The sequence below is a fragment of the Paraburkholderia aromaticivorans genome (genome assembly GCF_012689525.1).
GTDB lineage: Bacteria > Pseudomonadota > Gammaproteobacteria > Burkholderiales > Burkholderiaceae > Paraburkholderia > Paraburkholderia aromaticivorans_A.
In genome coordinates this window covers 3,775,108-3,793,388 of sequence record NZ_CP051516.1, presented here as the reverse complement: position 1 = coordinate 3,793,388, position 18,281 = coordinate 3,775,108, and the positions used below count along the sequence as shown (strand labels likewise).

The window sequence follows — 18,281 nt, the reverse complement described above, 5'->3', positions numbered from 1 at the left end:
GATGCGATGCCGCCATCGTCCCTGGAGATTCAATGCCGTCTCAACAGACTCCCGCCGTACACCACCGCCGACAGCACGGTGATCCAGAAGCTCGTCGGCCAATCGGTGTAGAACGCGAGTGTCAGACCGAGCCACGCTTGCAGCAGCGCAAACACAGCGGCAAGCACGAGGCCGGCTGAAAGCCGCGTCGTCATGTTTTGCGCGGCGGCGGCCGGGCCGACCATCAGCGTGAACACCAGCAGCACGCCGACGATCTGCGTACACGCCGCCACGGCCAGCGCGGCAATCGCGAGAAACAGCACGGACACGAGGCGCAACGACACGCCCTTGGCTTCGGCCAGTTCTGGCTGCAACGAAGCGAACAGCAGCGGCCGCATGATCGCCGCGAGCGCCAGCAAACTCACGACGCCCAAACCCGCCAGCACGCCGAGCGTCGACGCGTTCACGCCAAGCACGTTGCCGAACAGCAGCGCGGTGACCTGAGTCGCATACGCGGTGAAGAAGTGCAGAAACAGCAAGCCGAAACCGAGCGACAGCGAGAGGATCACGCCGATCGCCACATCGCGTCCGGCGAGGCGTTCGCCGAGCGCGCCCATGCCGACGCCCGCTGCGAGCGTGAAGCCGATCATCCCCCAGATCGGCGAGATGCCAATCAGCACCGCGCCGGTCGCGCCGGTGAAGCCGACGTGCGAGAGCGCATGGCCCGCGAAGGTCTGTCCGCGCATCACCAGAAAATAGCCCACCACGCCGGCCAGCACCGCGACGATCCCCGACGCCGCGAATGCGTTCACCATGAAATCGTATTCAAACATCGTGCGTGTGTCCGTCGCGTGAGTCGTGCTGATGTGAGTGGCCGTGCGCGTGGCCATGCGAATGGGAATGCGCGTGGCTGTGCCCGCCGTTCTCGTCGTGTTCGTGCTCGTGATCGTGCTTTTCCACTTCGACGTCGCCCGACATCACGAAGATGCGTCCGTTCACGCGCATGACGTCGATCGGCGAGCCGTAGAGGCGCGACAGGACCGGCCGGGTGATCACTTCGTCGACGGTGCCGAGCGCCGCCACGCCGCTGCCGAGATACAGCACACGATCGAGTGCGTGCAGCAGCGGGTTCAGTTCATGCGCCGAAAACAGCACGGCGATGCCGAGTTCCTGCTGCACGCGCCGCACGAGTTCGACCACGCTCTTCTGATGATGCGGATCGAGGCTGATCAGCGGCTCGTCGAGCAGCAGCAATTTCGGGTTGCCGAGCAGGCATTGTGCGAGCAGCAGCCGCTGACGCTCGCCGCCCGACAGTTCCGACAAAGGCCGCTCTGCCAGCTTGCGGCCGCCGACCAGATCGAGCACACGCTCGACATCGGCGCGCGTGGCGGCGTCCGCATGCGGCAGACCCCAGCGATGGCCGTCGGCGGCCATCGCGACGAAGTCGCGGCCACGCACGCGGCGTCCGGCCAAAGCGCTGCGCGTCTGCGGCATATAACCGATCGACGCGTTGCCGCGCTCGACCGGTTGCCCCAGCACGCGGATCGTGCCTTGGGCGGCAGGCACGAGGCCGAGCACGGCGCGCATCAGCGTTGTCTTGCCCGCGCCGTTGGGTCCGAGCACGCCGATGAATTCGCCCTGGTTCACCACGAAGCCGGTGTCGCGCAGAATCGTGCGGTCTCCGAGTTCGAGCGTCACGTGTTCGAGTTCGAGCACGGGTGCGGTGGTGGGAACACGCGCTGGCGCGCTGCGGCCAGTCTGGGTCATTGGGTTTTTCCTTTCGCGCCTGAAGCTGCTGCTGCGTTTGCGCCGCCTGCGCCGTTCGCATCGCCCGCGGCCAGCGCCGTGCCCAGCGCGTCGAGCTGCGTCAGCATCCACGTCTGATAGGTCTTGCCGGCCGGTTCGGTCTCGGTGACGCTCATGGTCGGCACCTTCGATTGCTGCGCGAGCTTCAACATGCGTTTGGTCAGGGCCTCGGTTGCCTGGCTGTTATAGATCAGAACACGGACGCGCTTCTCGCGCAGATCGCGTTCGAACGCGGCGATATCGGCCGCGCTCGCTTCGGTGTCGTTCATGGTGGCGAGCTGGAAGCGCAGATTGCGCATGGTCAGGCCCACCGCGTCGGACATGTAGCCGAACACCGGCTCGGTCGCCGTGACCGGCACGCCCGCGTAACGGCCATGCAGCTCGGCGACCTTGGCGTCGACCGGTTTCAGCGAATCGAGAAACTTCGCGAGGTTCGCATCGTACGCCGACTTGTGCGCCGGGTCAGCGGCGACGAGCGCGTCGCTCACCGCGCGCGCCACTTTCGGCATGGTCGCCGGGTCGTACCAGAGGTGCGGATTGTCGCCGCCTTTCTTGCCAACGAGATCGGCTGCGACGATCGTGACGCGCTTCGAGCCCTTCGACGCCGCCAGCAACTTTGCCATCCACGGATCGTAGTCGGCGCCGTTGTAGACCACAAGGCTCGCATGCTGCAACGCACGCGCGGTCTTCGGGCTGGCTTCGAACAGATGCGGGTCCTGGTCTGGATTGCTGAGGATGCTCATCACGTCGACGCGATCGCCGCCCAGTTGCTGCACCACGTCGCCATAAAAATTCTCCGCTGCGACCACAGGGATTTTTGCATCCGCGGCCATCGCGGCGTGGCCGAACGCGAACACCGCGGCGCTTACGGCGACGTACTGCGACAGCTTCAGCGCGCGCCGCGCCCCGTTCAACATCGAGCCGAATTTCTTCATTGTTGTGTCCTGCTGCGTGAGAGTTGAATGAATCACAGACGTTAGGAAGGGCGCGCCGGCTCTAGGCGGGCTTTGTGCCGATGGAAGCACCGGCAGGCCGCGCCGCGCGGGCACACAGCGCGCACAGACCGCTCAGTTCGACCACCTGCCGATGCACTTCGAAACCATGTGCGGGCGCGCTATGCGACAACTGTTCGGCGAGGTCGTCACCGGGAATTTCGACGGTCGCGCCGCAGCCGTCACACATCAGAAACTGGCTGCGATGCGGCACACCGACTTCGCAGCAGGCCACGAACGCGTTCTTCGATTCGATCCGATGCACAAAGCCATGCGCGAGCAGAAAGTCGAGCGCGCGATACACGGTTGTGGGCGGAACACGGCCGCGTGCCGGCTCGAGCGCATCCAGCAATTCGTAAGCGCCGACCGGCCGCTCGCTCGCGACGATCGCCGCATACACCTGACGACGCAGCGGCGTCAGCGCGAGCCCGTGCAACGCGGCATGCGCTTCGGCATGCGCGAGCCGTACGGCATGGTGTTCTGCAGTCGATGTGGCCATCGGCGGAGGCTCCTGACGAAATGGCAATCAAGCGAAATCGCAACCAATCGGCTTCGAAGCGAAGCGAGGTCGCAATGATATAACGTATCTCGAAATTTTGTCAGCGGGGCGAGCAGAAAGCAGATTGGCTGTCTTCGATTTCTCGTACTAGCGTTGTTCGAGGCAGATGAGTGGTGCCGGAATCCTGCCGCGCTGCACCATCGAAATCTGCTCGGGCGCCTTGACATGGCCCGGTGCGTATCCGATCATTCGATCACTAACAGAGCAATTGTTCGCGCAATGGGCGTTCGCTCACCGCGCCTCAAGAAGCAAAACGAACCGGAGACGAGCAGTGGCGGCACGATTGCAAGACAAGGTGGCCATTCTGACGGGCGCGGCAAGCGGAATCGGTGAAGCCGTGGCTCGCCGGTATCTGGACGAAGGCGCGCGCTGCGTGCTGGTCGATGTGAAGCCGGCGGACACTTTCGGCGATACATTGCGCGCCGCTTACGGCGAGCGCGTGCTGAGCGTGAGCGCCGACGTCACGCGCCGCGAGCATATCCAGCGCATCGTGGCGAGCGCGCTGGAGCGCTTCGGTCAAATCGACATCCTCTTCAACAACGCGGCGCTCTTCGACATGCGCCCGATCCTCGACGAATCCTGGGACGTATTCGACCGTCTTTTTGCGGTCAACGTGAAGGGCATGTTCTTCCTGATGCAAGCCGTGGCACAAAAGATGGTCGAGCAGGGCCACGGCGGCAAGATCATCAATATGTCGTCGCAAGCCGGACGGCGCGGCGAGGCGCTCGTGTCGCACTACTGCGCGACCAAGGCGGCCGTGCTCAGCTACACGCAATCCGCGGCATTGGCGCTCGCACCGCACAAGATCAATGTGAACGGCATCGCGCCGGGCGTCGTCGATACACCGATGTGGAACGAAGTCGACGCGCTCTTCGCCCGCTATGAAAACCGTCCGCTCGGCGAAAAAAAACGCCTCGTCGGAGAAGCGGTGCCGCTAGGCCGCATGGGTGTGCCGGACGATCTGACCGGTGCCGCTCTGTTCCTCGCGTCGGCGGACGCCGACTACATCACCGCGCAAACCCTGAACGTCGACGGCGGCAACTGGATGAGCTGAGTCCGCGCCGTTCATCGTCATTTTCGTAGAACAAACGCTGCATTACATAACGTACGAGAAAGGAGACAACACATGAAACCAACTCTCAAAACCACGCTAAAGGCGGTCAGTGCCGGCGCTGTCGCATGCTTTGCATTGAACGCGTCGGCGGCCACGGTGACGATCGCCACGCTAAACAATCCGGACATGATCGAGCTGAAGAAGCTCTCGCCCGAATTCGAAAAGGCGAATCCGGATATCAAGCTGAACTGGGTGATTCTCGAAGAAAACGTGCTGCGTCAGCGCGCCACCACCGATATCACGACAGGCAGCGGCCAGTTCGACGTGATGACGATCGGCGCGTACGAAACGCCGCAATGGGGCAAGCGCGGCTGGCTCACGCCGCTCACGAATCTGCCGGCTGATTACGATCTGAACGACGTCGTGAAGACGGCCCGCGACGGCCTCTCGAGCGGCGGCCAGTTGTATGCGCTGCCGTTCTACGTCGAAAGCTCGATGACGTATTACCGCAAGGACCTGTTCGCGGCCAAGGGTCTGAAGATGCCCGATCAGCCGACCTACGACCAGATCGCGCAATTCGCCGACAAGCTCACCGACAAGGCCAACGGCATCTACGGCATCTGTCTGCGCGGCAAGGCGGGCTGGGGCGAGAACATGGCGTACGGCACGACGGTGGTGAATACCTTCGGCGGCCGCTGGTTCGACGAGAAATGGAACGCGCAGCTCACGTCGCCGGAATGGAAAAAGGCGATGACCTTCTACGTCGATCTGCTGAAGAAAGATGGCCCTCCGGGAGCGAGCTCGAACGGCTTCAACGAAAACCTCACGCTGATGTCGTCCGGCAAATGCGGGATGTGGATCGACGCTACGGTTGCCGCAGGCATGCTCTACAACAAGCAGCAATCGCAGATCGCGGACAAGGTCGGTTTTGCCGCGGCACCGATCGCGGTCACGCCGAAGGGTTCGCATTGGCTGTGGGCCTGGGCGCTGGCGATTCCGAAGTCGTCGAAGCAGCCTGACGCGGCGAAGAAGTTCATCACGTGGGCCACGTCGAAGCAATACATCGAACTGGTCGCGAAGGACGAAGGTTGGGCCTCGGTGCCGCCGGGAACGCGTAAATCCACCTACGCGCGCCCTGAGTACAAGCAGGCAGCACCGTTCGGCGACTTCGTGCTGAAGGCGATCGAAACGGCGGATCCGGAGCATCCGACGCTCAAGCCGGTGCCGTACACCGGAGTGCAGTTCGTCGGGATTCCTGAGTTCCAGTCGTTCGGCACCGTGGTCGGTCAGAGCATCTCCGGCGCGATTGCCGGTCAGATGACGATCGATCAGGCGTTGGCAGCCGGCAACGCCACCGCGGATCGCGCGGTGAAGCAGGCCGGCTATCAGAAGTAAGCCACGGTCGTTACGTGGCACGCGCCGGCTGACGCCCGTCAGCCGGCTTACGCGGCACAGCGGGCCTTTCCGCCACACGTGCGCGGCGACATCGTAGGGTGTCGTCGCGGCTTCGGGCGGCGGTCCGCGCATTACCGAACAGGTGGTCAATCATGCGTCCTCTGCGCCTACCTATCATGCATGCCCATCCCCAGACAGAAAAAGAACGCGAAACCCGTAAAGCCAATTCCGCCCGCTGGCTAGTCACGCCGTCGGTCGCGGTACTCGTGCTGTGGATGGCGATTCCGCTCGCGATGACGATCTGGTTTTCGTTCTCGCGCTACAACCTGTTGAATCCGGATCTGAAAGGCTTCGCGGGTTTCGACAACTATAAATACCTTGCCAGCGATCCGTCGTTCGGCCCTTCGATCGGTCACACGCTCGAGCTGATCATCTCGGTCCTCGTGATCACGGTGGTCGGCGGCGTGCTGATGGCGATCCTGTTCGACCGCAAGTTCTACGGCCAGGGGATCGCGCGGCTGCTCGCCATCGCACCGTTCTTCGTGATGCCGACCGTGAGCGCGCTGATCTGGAAGAACATGATCCTGCATCCGGTGTATGGCCTGATCGCGCAAGGCATGCGCGCCATGGGCATGCAACCGATCGACTGGTTCGCGCAATACCCACTGACGGCGGTGATCATGATCGTCGCGTGGCAGTGGCTGCCGTTCGCTTTCCTGATTCTGTTCACGGCGATCCAGTCGCTCGATCAGGAGCAGAAGGAGGCGGCGAAAATCGACGGCGCGGGTCCGTTCTCGATGTTCTTCTATATCACGCTACCTCACCTGAAACGGGCGATCGCGGTGGTGGTGATGATGGAGACGATTTTCCTGCTGTCGATCTTCGCCGAAATCTATACGACCACGGGCGGCGGTCCGGGCACCGCGACTACTAACCTGTCGTACCTGATCTATTCGCTGGGCCTGCAACAGTTCGACGTCGGTCTCGCGTCGGCGGGCGGCATTCTCGCTGTCGTGCTGGCCAATATCGTGTCGTTCTTCCTCGTGCGGATGCTCGCGAAGAACCTCAAAGGGGAGTACGAAAAATGAGCCAGGTTGCCTCCACTCCGGTGTCCAGCGCGACACCCATGACGGTGCCGGCGAAGTCGCCGTTCGCCGCAATCCGACGCGGCATTCCCGGCGTGATCGCCTGGCTCGTCGCCTTGCTGCTGTTCTTTCCGATCTTCTGGATGACGATCACCGCATTCAAGACGGAGCAGCAAGCCTATGCGTCGTCGCTGTTTTTCATCCCGACGCTCGATAGCTTCCGCGAGGTGTTCGCGCGCAGCAATTACTTTTCGTTCGCGTGGAATTCGATACTGATCTCCGCGGGCGTGACGGTGCTGTGCCTGATTCTCGCCGTGCCGGCCGCCTATGCGATGGCGTTCTTCCCGACCCGCCGCACGCAGAAAGTGCTGCTGTGGATGCTGTCGACCAAGATGATGCCGTCGGTCGGCGTGCTGGTGCCGATCTATCTGCTGTGGAAAAACAGCGGGCTGCTGGATTCGGTGTCGGGTCTCGTGATTGTCTACACGCTGATCAATTTACCGATCGCGGTGTGGATGTCGTTCACGTACTTCGCCGAAATTCCGCGCGACATTCTCGAAGCCGGACGAATCGACGGCGCCGCGACGTGGCAGGAAATCGTCTATCTGCTGATGCCGATGTCGTTGCCGGGCCTCGCCTCGACCGCGCTGCTGCTCGTGATCCTGTCGTGGAACGAAGCGTTCTGGAGCATCAACCTGTCGAGTTCGAATGCCGCACCGCTGACTGTGTTCATCGCGTCGTATTCGAGTCCTGAGGGTCTGTTCTGGGCCAAGCTGTCCGCCGCCTCGCTGCTGGCGGTCGCGCCGATCCTGATCGTCGGCTGGCTGTCGCAGAAGCAACTGGTGCGCGGCCTTACCTTCGGGGCGGTCAAATGACGGCAGGCACGAGTGGAAGCACGCTCGCCGGCAATTTCGCGCTGATCTGCGATTGCGACGGCGTGCTGATCGACAGCGAAGCCGTGGCGGCGCGCATGCTGGTGCACGAACTCGAAGCGCGCTGGCCCGACACCGACGTCGAACCGGTCGTGCTGCCGCTGCTCGGACTGCGCATCGAGAAAGTACTGCAAGGCACTGCGGCGCAGCTCGGCAAAAGCCTCAGCGTCGAGGATATCGATGCGATCCGCCAAGCAGTGGAAGCGGCGGCGATGCAGGCGCCGACGGTCGAAGGCATCGAAGCCGCGCTGGCTCAGGTGCCGCTCACCAAAGGCTGCGCGAGCAACAGCTTTCGCCCGTATGTGGAAACGGTGCTGACGCGCACTGGCCTCGTGCGATTTTTCGGCGACCGCCTGTTCTGCGCCGACGCGGTGCCGAATCCGAAGCCCGCGCCCGATGTCTATCTGGCGGCGGCCAAGGGTCTCGGACTCGCGCCTTCGGCGTGCCTCGTGGTGGAGGACAGCGTCACCGGCGTGACGGCGGCGAGCGCGGCGGGCATGACGGTGCTCGGCTTCATCGGCGGCGGTCACGCGAGCGACGCGCAAATCGACAAACTGCATGCAGCCGGCGCGCGTCACGTCTTCGACGACATGCAGCAGTTGCCGGAACTGGTCGCGCAATGGACGCTGAGTGCGACGGCGGCCTCGCCGTAGCGGCATCGAAAAGCGAATCAAACGTAGCAGCCTGGGCATCCCAAACAGCTCAGGCAACCGGAATATCGGACAAGCAACATATAGCAATACACGGAGACACATCATGGCAAGCGTAACTCTGCGCAACATCAGGAAGGCGTACGACGAAAACGAAGTGATGCGCGACATCAACCTCGATATCGCGGACGGCGAGTTCGTCGTGTTCGTGGGCCCGAGCGGTTGCGGTAAATCGACGCTGATGCGGATGATCGCCGGCCTCGAAGATATCAGCGGCGGCGATCTGACCATCGACGGCATGCGCGTGAACGACGTTGCACCGGCCAAGCGCGGCATCGCGATGGTGTTCCAGTCGTACGCGCTGTATCCGCACATGACGCTGTACGACAACATGGCGTTCGGCCTGAAACTCGCCGGCACCAAGAAGCCGGAAATCGACGCCGCCGTGCGCAACGCGGCGAAGATCCTGCACATTGACCATCTACTCGATCGCAAGCCGAAGCAGTTGTCCGGCGGCCAGCGTCAGCGCGTGGCGATCGGCCGCGCGATCACGCGCAAGCCGAAGGTGTTCCTGTTCGACGAACCGCTGTCGAATCTGGACGCCGCCCTGCGCGTGAAAATGCGCCTCGAATTCGCGCGTCTGCATGACGAACTGAAGACCACCATGATCTACGTGACGCACGATCAGGTCGAGGCCATGACGCTGGCGGACAAGATCGTGGTGCTGTCGGCGGGCAATGTGGAGCAGGTCGGCAGCCCGACCATGCTGTATCACGCGCCGGCCAACCGTTTCGTCGCAGGATTCATCGGCTCGCCGAAGATGAACTTCATGGAAGGCGTGGTGCAGTCGGTTACGCACGACGGCGTCACGGTGCGCTACGAAACCGGCGAGACGCAGCGCGTCGCGGTGGAACCGGCCGCGGTGAAGCAGGGTGACAAGGTGACGGTCGGCATTCGCCCCGAGCATCTGCATGTGGGCATGGCCGACGACGGCATTTCGGCCCGCACGATGGCGATCGAGTCGCTCGGCGACGCGGCGTATCTGTATGCGGAATCGAGCGTCGCGCCGGACGGACTGATTGCGCGGATTCCGCCGCTCGAACGGCATACCAAGGGCGAGACCCAAAAACTCGGCGCCACGCCGGAGCATTGCCATCTGTTCGACAGCGCTGGGAAAGCATTCCAGCGCAAGATCGTCGAAGTGTTGGCCGCGTAAGGTTTCCAAGGGCCGCGTCGAGGCGGCTTCCCTGCTCCGAACCCTGTAACGAGTCTTTGCCGCGCCAGTCGAGCGCGGCATTTTTTTGCGTCGATCAGTGACGCGCGCCTTTGATGTTCGACAGACCCTGACAGGTTCAGTCGCGCGCATGTGCTGCGTGTGCCGACGCCCCGCATATCCCATTTGCTTCACTTACTGCCGCATCCGACCAACGGTTTGCTTAAAACGGTTTGCTTAATTGTGGCCAGCACGGCCATGTCATGAATAGTCATTGCCTCGCGTACGCCTCGGAAAAATAGCATTGGGACTGAAAACTTCTTCCCTGCAACAGGCACTCGAGCGAACCGTGACCAAAGACCTTCAAGATGCTTCTACACCGCCGCCCCGCCGAAAATTCATTGCCGATATCGCCCGGCTCTCGGCGGCCGGGGTCGTGACCGGATGGACGCCGGTCTATCAGATTGCCGCGCACGCGCAAGGCGCCGCGCCCGTTCCAGCCAATTTCCCCGACGGCATTCCCCTCTACAAGCAGGCATTCCAAAACTGGAGCGGTGAAATCACGGTAGCGGACGTCTGGACAGCTTCGCCCGACACGCCCGCCGCTGTGGTCACGATCGTCAACTGGGCGCGCGCGAACGGATATCGCATCCGACCTCGCGGCTTTATGCACAACTGGTCGCCGCTGACGATCGACCGGACCACCAGGACTTCACAAGTCGTCCTGCTCGACATGACGAAGTCGCTCAATGCCATATCGGTGGACACGTCATCTCAGCCTGCACGCGTTACGGCGCAAACCGGCATTTCGATGGAAGCGCTGCTTGCCACGCTGGAAAAATTTGGTTTGGGTGTCACGGCCGCACCCGCTCCAGGCGACATCACACTAGGCGGCGCTCTTGCGATCGGCGCGCACGGAACGGCCATACCCGCTTCCCGCGAAACGCCATTGAAGGGGCATACCTACGGCTCGCTGAGCAATTTGATCCTGTCGCTCACGGCGGTCGTGTTCGACGACGTGAAACAGCAGTATGCGCTGCGCACGTTCAAGCGAACCGATCCGGACATCGGCGCGTTCCTCGTTCACCTCGGCCGCGCGTTGATCGTCGAGGCGACGCTCGAAGCGGGCGTCAACCAGCGGCTGCGCTGCCGGAGCTATGTGGATATTCCGGCATCCGAATTGTTCGCGTCGGCGAAGTCCGGCGGACGTACGATCGAGTCGTTCCTCGACTGCTCCGGCCGGATGGAGGCGATCTGGTTTCCGTTCACGAGTTGCCCGTGGCTCAAGGTTTGGACCGTGCAATCCAGCAAGCCACTCTTATCGCGTACGGTGACGCAACCCTACAACTACCCATTTTCCGATTCTATCTCGCAGCCGGTGTCGGATCTGCTCAAACGCATCGTGATCGGCGGCGAACGCCACCTGACGCCGCTTTTTGGGCAGCTACAGATGGGGATTGTCGTCGCGGGTCTGGGTGTCACGTTCAGTACCGATATCTGGGGCTGGTCGCGCAACGTGCTGCAATACATCCGTCCTTCGACGCTGCGTGTGACGGCAAATGGCTACGCGGTGCTTGCCCGGCGTGCCGACGTGCAACGCGTCATCTACGAGTTCGTCCAGTTCTATCAGAACCGGGTCGACGTCTACAGGCAGCGCGGCGAATACCCGATGAACGGCCCAGTCGAAATCCGCGTGACAGGGCTCGACCAACCGGCCGATGCCGGGCCGGGCGCCGTCACGCTGTCGCTTGCCGCGCTCAAGCCGCGCCTTGACCACCCTGAGTGGAACATCGCCGTCTACTTCGACATTTTGACGATGCCCGGCACGCCGTCGGCGAACAGTTTTTATCGGGAAATCGAGCAATGGATGATGTCGAACTACGCTGGCTCATATGCGACTGTGCGCCCCGAATGGTCGAAAGGCTGGGCCTACACAAATGTCGCCCCGTGGCAGGACAGCGAGATGATCGGCACCACGATTCCGAATCTGCACTCCGACGGACAACCGCCAGGGAGCACCTGGAACACGGCGCGCAACACGCTCAATCGCTACGACCCGTACCGCATCTTCTCTTCCGCTTTACTTGACTGGCTGCTTCCCTGACGCCGACGGCAGATTGTCTGCGCGGCCAGTTGCGGACCGGCCCTCGACAGGCACCGGCACTGACCGGCGACTCGTCTTCGAGCCGCTGGCGAATACCCGGCCAGACGGGCTATCTGGCATGTAAATTTGCAAGGAAACAAATATGCCGCAACTCACTTTGATCAAAATCGACGCGTTCTCCAGCGCGGGATCCATGTATTCGAATGCCTCGGCAACGACGTGCGCCGCGTCCGGCGGACATGGACAGGAGCGGCAGGTATCGGGGTTCAGCGCCACATTCAGCACAGCCGGCGGCTGCGCAACCTCCGGTGCACATGGCGAATGGCTGGGCAACCGGGCGGCCATGAGCACGGCGTCAGTGCTCGCTAGCGAGAACGGGGCGTCGGCGTGTTCGTATCTCCCCGCGTGCGGCAAGCCCGACAAATGTGCTAACGCCGGCGGGAAGGGCGTCATGAGTTCGATCGGTTCCGTGATCATTGGCTGCGTGTCGAAGTGCAACGACTTGCTGAACTCGCCGCTGGTCTCGTCGGTGGGTCAGATATTCAACAAGTTCGGCCTTTGCGGGCAACTGTGTCATCTCGTACCCGATCTCGGCGGTTATGCCGTTTCCAAAGCGGTCGCCGGCTTTGGTGAGGCGCTCGGCGGCACTGGCTCGCCGGACTACCACTTCGAACACGAGTGGGTGCGCGGCGAATCGTCTTCGACACGGACCTGATTTTTTCGCATGCGGTCGGTCAAGCAACCGTGTGATGATTCGCTGCGAACCGGCGACCCCAAAACTCGGCGCCACGCCGGAGCACTGTCATCTGTTCGACAGCGCAGGGCAAGCATTGCAGCGTAAGATCGCCGAAGTGCTATCCGCGTGATGATTGGGAAAGCGGTGCGCGCGCCGCTTTCCTCGTAGTTTTCCGCTCCTCCACGTTACGGAAACGCTCACGCCTCGAGCGCGGCCTTCGCGCAAGATTCGTCGGTCACGAGTCCAGAAAGCCAGCCGCCTTTGAGCACCGCGATCAGCGCCTCACGCTTGCGCCGGCCACCGGCGAAACCGATGGTCGGGCGCCGCGGCGGCGAGTCGAGCGCGATGCTCGTCACGCGCCGGCCGGTCGGCGATTCGACGTGCGCGCCGGCTGCGTCGATCGGCAGTCCGAGCATTTCAGCCACTGCGCCGCTCTGCATCAACTCTTTCACTTCCGCCGACGTAATGAAGCCGTCTTCGTGCAGCGGACATTTCGGCCCGATATTGCCGATGCCGACAAACGCCACGTCGGCCTGTGCCGACAGCGATTCGACAATCCGATAGAGCCGGTGATTGCACCACTGCGCGCGTTCCGCTTCACTATCGGCGAGCAGCGGCGCGGGCAGCAGAAAATGTTTGCCGCCCGTCTTCTCCGAAATGTGCAGCGCGACGTCATAGCGGTTCGAGGAGCCGTCCTGGGCGATTGCCCCGACCATCGATACCAGCCGGTGCTGCGGACGGTCCAGTTGCGCGATCTGATCGACGGCGGCCTTTAGCGTGCGGCCGCTGCTCACCGCGACCACCATCGGTTTTTCCTCGCCGAGGTAGCGCTCCATCACCTGCGCGCCGGCCACCGCCAGTTTGCGATCGACTTCCTCGGACGTATCGCTGTCGATCGGCACCACTTCGCACATGCTCAGGCCGTAGCGTTTCGACAGTTGATCGGCGAGCGCGAGGCAATCGGCCAGTTGATGATCGACGCGCACGCGAATCAGATTCTTTTCCACCGCGAAGGCGACCAGCCGTTGCGCGACCGGGCGCGACACCTGAAGCTTCTCGGCGATCTCGTTCTGGGTGTTGCCGGCAACGTAGTAGAGCCACGCGGCGCGGGTAGCAAGATCTAATTTTTCTGTGGACTTGGGCACGGTGACGGTTCGCTTGAAGTGCGCCGATGATAGCAGCCGGTCCCCACGCTTCAACTCATCCCAGCGCGGAAACCGGCCACGGATTGCCGGTCAGGCAAGCGGCTGCCGCGCGGGGTCGAACAACGGCCGCACGTGGCGGTAAAGTGCACGATACGCTTCGAGCCGCGCGCGCAGTTCGGCATGGCGGCGCGGGTTCGGAGTGAACTCCTTGGCGATCGGCGGCTTGGTCAGCACCGTGGCGGGATCGCCACCGGCGGCCAGCCAGCCGAGGCGTGCCGCGCCGAGCGCCGCGCCGGTCTCGCCGCCGCCGTGCTTGCGGGTGGCGGTGTCGAGCGCGTCGGCGAGCAACTGGGCCCAGTAGTCGCTGCGGGCGCCGCCGCCGAGCAGGGACAGCGCCTTCGCTTCGGTGCCGGCCGCGCGCAGCGCGTCGAGGCCGTCGGTGAGCGCGAGCGTGACGCCTTCGAGCACTGCGTAGCCGAGCAACGCGCGATCGGTTGCGTGAGTCATGCCGAAGAACACGCCTTGCGCATAGGGGTCGTTATGCGGCGTGCGTTCGCCGGACAGATAGGGCAGGAAGAGCGGCGCGGTGTTCAATGCGTCCGCAGGGAGCGCCTCGATTTCGGCGAGCAGCGTCGGCTCGTCGGTGGAGGTGAGCTTGCAGACCCAGCGCAGACAGCTTGCGGCGGAGAGCACCACGCTCATCTGATGCCAGCGATCCGGAATCGCGTGACAGAACGCGTGCACGGCCGAAGCTGGATTCGGCCGGAAGCTGTCGCCGACCACGCACAGCACGCCCGACGTGCCGAGCGAGACGAAGCCGTCGCCGGGTTGCGTCGCACCGATGCCGATCGCGCTGGTGGCGTTATCGCCTCCGCCGGCCGCGACGATCACGCCGTCGCTCAGGCCGAATTCGCGCGCCACTTCGGGCAGCAGCGTGCCGGACGGCTCGCTGCCTTCGCACAGGCTCGGCATTTGCGTACGCGACATGTTGCAGGCCGCGAGCAGCGAGTCCGACCAGTCGCGTTTGGCGACATCGAGCCACAGCGTGCCGGCCGCATCCGATGGATCGGACACCTTGCCGCCGGTCAGTTGCAGGCGCAAGTAATCCTTCGGCAGCAATACACAGGCAGTCTGCGCAAAAATCTCGGGTTCGTGGCGCGCGACCCACAGCAACTTCGGCGCGGTGAAACCGGGCATGGCGAGATTGCCGGCCACGCTGTGCAACTCTGGCGCGCGCTCGGTCAGTTCCGCGCATTCCTTGTCGCTGCGCATGTCGTTCCACAGGATCGCGGGACGCAGCACGCGGTCCTGCGCGTCCAGCAGCACGGCGCCGTGCATCTGACCCGACAGGCCGATGCCGCGAATCTGCGCGAACTCGTCGGGATGTTTGGCGCGCAACGCGGCGAGCGCGGTACGCGTGCCGGCCCACCAATCTTCGGGATTCTGCTCGGCCCAACGCTGATGCGGGCGCGAAACGGTAAACGGTGAGCCTGCGGTGCCGATCACGCGTCCGTCGGAGGCGAGCAGCAGAACTTTCACTTCGGACGTGCCGAGGTCGATGCCGAGATACATGGGCGCGGAACCTTCGTCGTTGGAGATGCGCTACTTTAGCCGCACATGGCGCGCGGTGCCATGCGCATTAAGCCTGGCTGAGCCTGGCTTGGCGTGGCACGTGCGCGCTTCGATGCCGCGCGGTGCGCGGCCCTTCTGAATCGTGAGGTCAGCGGCGTTCAAACCGCGCCGCGTTTCGCGAGCCATACATCGACGCGCGCCAATGCGCCTTCCAGCGCCGATTCCAGTTCCGGCGTCTGCGCCATGCTGCCCCACAGCAGCCGATCGGCGGCGAACGCTTTCAACGGATCGGGTGCCTCGAAGAAAGCACGCGCGACGCGCTCGTCCATCACGCCGTCCTGATACGCGTAGGGCAGCTCGCCGGCGTTCCAGCGATCCAGAAAGCGGAAGAACAGCGTGGGCAGCATGGCGGTCGCCGCGGGCGTGACGCCACGCTCGAAACATTCCGACAACGTCGGCGCGATAAAGCCGGGCAGCTTCGAAAAGCCGTCCGCCGCGACGCGCTGGTTCGTGTCCTGGATATAAGGATTGCTGAAGCGTTCGAGCACCACGTCGCGATAGCGTTCGAGATCGAGCGGACTCGGCGTGAGGCACGGGATCACGTCTTCGGTCACATATTCGTAGGCGAACTTGTTGATGTCGGCGTCGAGCGTGCCTTCGTGAATGTAGTTCAGTCCGACCAGTGTGCCCGCCCAGGCGATACAGCTATGCGTCGCATTGAGGATGCGGATCTTCGCTTCCTCGTACGGCATCACCGAGTCGACGAGTTCTGCGCCGACCTTTTCCCATGCCGGACGCCCCGCGATGAAGTTGTCTTCGATCACCCATTGGATGAACGCTTCGCCCATCACCGGAGCGGCGTCGTCGACGCCGGTGGCCGCTTTGACGCGCTCGCGCACGTCCGGCGTGGGACGCGGCGTGATGCGGTCGACCATCGAACTCGGGCTGGCGGTGTTGTCGTCGAACCATTGCGCCAGGTCGGCAGCGCCGCGCCGTTCGAGAAACTCGCTCATGCCGGCATGGAAGCGCTCGCCGTTGCTGCGCAGGTTGTCGCAAGTCTGCAGCGTGACCGGGCCCGCGCCGCCTTTCATGCGCGCGTCGAGAATGGCAGCCAGCGCGCCGTAGATGGTGGTGTGGCCGCCTTTGAGATCGGCCGCGAGATCGGGGTTATCCGTGTCGAGTTCGTCCTGCTCGTCGAGGTAATAGCCACCTTCGGTGACGGTGAACGCGATGATCTTGCAGGCCGGGTCGGCGCCCGCTTCGATCAGCGCGTCGAGGTTTTCGGTCCACGGTACGACGCGCTCGATCGAACGAATCGTCTCGTAAGCGCGCTCTCCCTGAGGCGTGACGGTCTCGAGCGTGTAGACGCCATTTTGCGCGGCGAGCGCTTCGAGCACCGCGTTCATGTCGCTGCGGATATTGCCGACCGTCAGCGACCAGTGCGGCTCGCCCGGCACGTTGGCCTCGTTCAATCGATGGAGATACCACGCCTGATGCGCGCGATGAAACGATCCCGCGCCGATGTGCAGGATCACGTGTGCGGCCGCGCCGCTGTCTTGCCCGCTGTTCATGTGCGTCTCCTGAATGTCCTTGCTCGCACGGCTCGTAGCGTGCGTTTTTGTGAATGCCCCCAACCTGACGCTTCGCGCCGACCCCCCGAGGGGGCGAAGCGAACTTGGGGCGGCCCGGCGTTCGCTGGTTGGAGCATTTGCTCTGCATGTGAGCGAATGATCGTACCCGGCGAAACGAAAGTCAAGGCGACCGCGTACGGTTTTTTGTGGCGCAGCGCGGCGTGGCGGGGCTTTTCGGCGCGATCGGCAGTTCGCCACAGCGTGATGGACGCGTGTTGCCGAGCGTATTGCATTGCACCAAATTTGACATCGGCCGTGCCAGGACTAACCCGAATGCAAAAAAGTATCGGTCCGCGGCTTCATTTCTAGTGGTGAATAGCGCGCCGGAGGACTACTTTTCGCTATACAAGACGAAGACCAGCGGCGCGTTCAGCAGGCCGCTTCATGGAGGCAGACAGTGCAACCCGATCTCGAACTCGTGGCCGTACGCCGTGACGAATCGTTCAAAGTATGGTCGCACGGCTATCCGTACCGTACGGTGCGCTGGCACTTTCATCCGGAATACGAAATTCACCTGATCGTGGCGACGACCGGCAAGATGTTCGTCGGCGATCACATCAGCAGCTACACGCCCGGCAACCTCGTGTTGATGGGGCCGAACCTGCCGCACAACTGGGTGAGCGACGTGCCGGAAGGCGAGACGATCGCGCAGCGCAATCTGGTCGTGCAGTTTGGGCAGGAGTTCGTGTCGGGCTGCATCGACAGTTTTCCGGAGTGGCGTCAGGTCGAAGCGCTGCTCGGCGATTCGCGCCGCGGCATCTCGTTCGGCGCGCAAACGAGCGCGGCGATCCAGCCGTTGTTCCTCGAATTGCTGGCGGCGCGCGGCCTGCGCCGACTGGTTCTCTTCATGTCGATGCTCGAAATCCTGATGAACGCCGAGGACCGCGAGACGCTCGCGAGTCCCGCTTATCAGGCCGACCCAACCCGTTTCGCGTCGACGCGCATCAATCACGTGCTGTCGTATATCGGCAAAAACCTGGCGAACGAATTGCGCGAGTCGGACCTCGCGCAGCTCGCGGGCCAGAGTGTCAGCGCGTTCTCGCGTTATTTCCGCCGCCATACCGGTTTGCCGTTCGTGCAGTACGTGAACCGCATGCGGATCAACCTCGCGTGCCAGTTGCTCACCGACGACGATCTGAGCGTGACCGATATCTGTTTCAAGGCGGGCTTTAACAATCTGTCGAATTTCAACCGGCAGTTTCTCGCGGTGAAGGGCATGGCGCCTTCGAAGTTCCGCCGCTACCAGCAACTGAACGACGCGAGTCGCGACGCCTCCGAAGAAGCCGCAGCGCGCGGCGTGGGTATCGACGATGCGCCCGCCATCGTGCTCGCGCCGGGTCTGCCGCGCAGCGCCGCCGCCGCTTATCCACCGACGTAGTCTCAAGCCCACGGTTCCAGCCGAAGCGTTTCATTTCACCCGCGTTTCAA

16 protein-coding genes are annotated in these 18,281 nt (G+C 63.2%); 9 read left to right on the top strand and 7 right to left on the bottom strand.

Annotation, left to right across the window (positions count from 1 at the left end):
- Positions 1–29 precede the first annotated feature (29 nt).
- The 4 genes from HF916_RS45280 to HF916_RS45265 form a co-directional block, all read right to left on the bottom strand.
- Entirely contained in the window at positions 30–812 is a 783-nt protein-coding gene (locus HF916_RS45280; protein ID WP_121307232.1) for a metal ABC transporter permease, read from the bottom strand.
- The gene (locus HF916_RS45275) at positions 805–1,746 is read right to left on the bottom strand and encodes an ABC transporter ATP-binding protein (protein ID WP_168795098.1); all 942 of its coding nucleotides are present in this window, start codon (positions 1,744–1,746) and stop codon (positions 805–807) included. The genes HF916_RS45280 and HF916_RS45275 overlap by 8 nt, the downstream gene beginning before the upstream one ends.
- Positions 1,743–2,720 carry a metal ABC transporter solute-binding protein gene (locus HF916_RS45270; RefSeq protein WP_168795097.1) on the bottom strand — a complete coding sequence of 326 codons (978 nt, stop codon included), beginning with the start codon at positions 2,718–2,720 and terminating at the stop codon, positions 1,743–1,745. The genes HF916_RS45275 and HF916_RS45270 overlap by 4 nt, the downstream gene beginning before the upstream one ends.
- Before the next feature lie 61 nt (positions 2,721–2,781).
- The gene (locus HF916_RS45265) at positions 2,782–3,276 is read right to left on the bottom strand and encodes a Fur family transcriptional regulator (protein ID WP_168795096.1); all 495 of its coding nucleotides are present in this window, start codon (positions 3,274–3,276) and stop codon (positions 2,782–2,784) included.
- A gap of 331 nt (positions 3,277–3,607) precedes the next feature.
- Between HF916_RS45265 and HF916_RS45260 the strand changes: the two genes are divergently transcribed.
- The 8 genes from HF916_RS45260 (at position 3,608) to HF916_RS45225 (ending at position 12,484) form a co-directional block, all read left to right on the top strand.
- Positions 3,608–4,390 (top strand): L-iditol 2-dehydrogenase, encoded by a 783-nt coding sequence (locus tag HF916_RS45260; RefSeq protein ID WP_168795095.1) that lies wholly within the window; start codon positions 3,608–3,610, stop codon positions 4,388–4,390.
- A 72-nt stretch (positions 4,391–4,462) separates the two neighbouring features.
- Positions 4,463–5,785: an ABC transporter substrate-binding protein gene (locus tag HF916_RS45255; protein WP_168795094.1), complete on the top strand. Its 1,323-nt coding sequence runs from the start codon at positions 4,463–4,465 to the stop codon at positions 5,783–5,785.
- A gap of 152 nt (positions 5,786–5,937) precedes the next feature.
- On the top strand, positions 5,938–6,873 hold the full coding sequence (locus HF916_RS45250) for a carbohydrate ABC transporter permease (protein ID WP_168795093.1): 936 nt from the start codon (positions 5,938–5,940) through the stop codon (positions 6,871–6,873).
- 38 nt (positions 6,874–6,911) lie between these two features.
- Positions 6,912–7,745, top strand: coding sequence for a carbohydrate ABC transporter permease (locus tag HF916_RS45245; protein ID WP_240975865.1), 834 nt, complete (start codon positions 6,912–6,914; stop codon positions 7,743–7,745).
- Entirely contained in the window at positions 7,742–8,455 is a 714-nt protein-coding gene (locus HF916_RS45240; protein WP_168795091.1) for an HAD family hydrolase, read from the top strand. The genes HF916_RS45245 and HF916_RS45240 overlap by 4 nt, the downstream gene beginning before the upstream one ends.
- Positions 8,456–8,558: 103 nt before the next feature.
- Positions 8,559–9,668: an ABC transporter ATP-binding protein gene (locus tag HF916_RS45235; RefSeq protein ID WP_168795090.1), complete on the top strand. Its 1,110-nt coding sequence runs from the start codon at positions 8,559–8,561 to the stop codon at positions 9,666–9,668.
- Positions 9,669–10,014: 346 nt separating this feature from the next.
- Complete coding sequence (locus HF916_RS45230) at positions 10,015–11,769, top strand: cholesterol oxidase substrate-binding domain-containing protein (protein ID WP_168795089.1); 1,755 nt, start codon at positions 10,015–10,017, stop codon at positions 11,767–11,769.
- Positions 11,770–11,911: 142 nt separating this feature from the next.
- The gene (locus HF916_RS45225) at positions 11,912–12,484 is read left to right on the top strand and encodes a hypothetical protein (RefSeq protein ID WP_168795088.1); all 573 of its coding nucleotides are present in this window, start codon (positions 11,912–11,914) and stop codon (positions 12,482–12,484) included.
- 218 nt (positions 12,485–12,702) lie between these two features.
- Here the strand turns inward: HF916_RS45225 and HF916_RS45220 are convergent, their stop codons facing one another.
- From HF916_RS45220 to dalD, 3 genes are all read right to left on the bottom strand, one after another.
- Positions 12,703–13,650: a sugar-binding transcriptional regulator gene (locus tag HF916_RS45220; RefSeq protein ID WP_168795087.1), complete on the bottom strand. Its 948-nt coding sequence runs from the start codon at positions 13,648–13,650 to the stop codon at positions 12,703–12,705.
- A 90-nt stretch (positions 13,651–13,740) separates the two neighbouring features.
- The gene (gene xylB, locus HF916_RS45215) at positions 13,741–15,222 is read right to left on the bottom strand and encodes a xylulokinase (protein WP_168795086.1); all 1,482 of its coding nucleotides are present in this window, start codon (positions 15,220–15,222) and stop codon (positions 13,741–13,743) included.
- A gap of 158 nt (positions 15,223–15,380) precedes the next feature.
- A complete protein-coding gene (gene dalD / locus HF916_RS45210) occupies positions 15,381–16,793 on the bottom strand; it encodes a D-arabinitol 4-dehydrogenase (RefSeq protein ID WP_168795085.1) in 1,413 nt (470 codons plus the stop codon).
- Positions 16,794–17,250: 457 nt separating this feature from the next.
- Here dalD and HF916_RS45205 point away from each other — a divergent pair, with 457 nt between their 5' ends.
- Entirely contained in the window at positions 17,251–18,231 is a 981-nt protein-coding gene (locus HF916_RS45205) for an AraC family transcriptional regulator (RefSeq protein WP_168795084.1), read from the top strand.
- Positions 18,232–18,281 lie beyond the last annotated feature (50 nt).

Excerpts from the sequence above, each read along its gene's own strand:
- HF916_RS45280 (WP_121307232.1), bottom strand. The coding sequence starts at position 812 with ATGTTTGAATACGATTTCATGGTGAACGCATTCGCGGCGTCGGGGATC.
- HF916_RS45275 (WP_168795098.1), bottom strand. The coding sequence starts at position 1,746 with ATGACCCAGACTGGCCGCAGCGCGCCAGCGCGTGTTCCCACCACCGCA.
- HF916_RS45270 (WP_168795097.1), bottom strand. The coding sequence starts at position 2,720 with ATGAAGAAATTCGGCTCGATGTTGAACGGGGCGCGGCGCGCGCTGAAG.
- HF916_RS45265 (WP_168795096.1), bottom strand. The coding sequence starts at position 3,276 with ATGGCCACATCGACTGCAGAACACCATGCCGTACGGCTCGCGCATGCC.
- HF916_RS45255 (WP_168795094.1), top strand. The coding sequence starts at position 4,463 with ATGAAACCAACTCTCAAAACCACGCTAAAGGCGGTCAGTGCCGGCGCT.
- HF916_RS45250 (WP_168795093.1), top strand. The coding sequence starts at position 5,938 with ATGCGTCCTCTGCGCCTACCTATCATGCATGCCCATCCCCAGACAGAA.
- HF916_RS45245 (WP_240975865.1), top strand. The coding sequence starts at position 6,912 with ATGACGGTGCCGGCGAAGTCGCCGTTCGCCGCAATCCGACGCGGCATT.
- HF916_RS45240 (WP_168795091.1), top strand. The coding sequence starts at position 7,742 with ATGACGGCAGGCACGAGTGGAAGCACGCTCGCCGGCAATTTCGCGCTG.
- HF916_RS45235 (WP_168795090.1), top strand. The coding sequence starts at position 8,559 with ATGGCAAGCGTAACTCTGCGCAACATCAGGAAGGCGTACGACGAAAAC.
- HF916_RS45225 (WP_168795088.1), top strand. The coding sequence starts at position 11,912 with ATGCCGCAACTCACTTTGATCAAAATCGACGCGTTCTCCAGCGCGGGA.
- xylB (WP_168795086.1), bottom strand. The coding sequence starts at position 15,222 with ATGTATCTCGGCATCGACCTCGGCACGTCCGAAGTGAAAGTTCTGCTG.
- dalD (WP_168795085.1), bottom strand. The coding sequence starts at position 16,793 with ATGAACAGCGGGCAAGACAGCGGCGCGGCCGCACACGTGATCCTGCAC.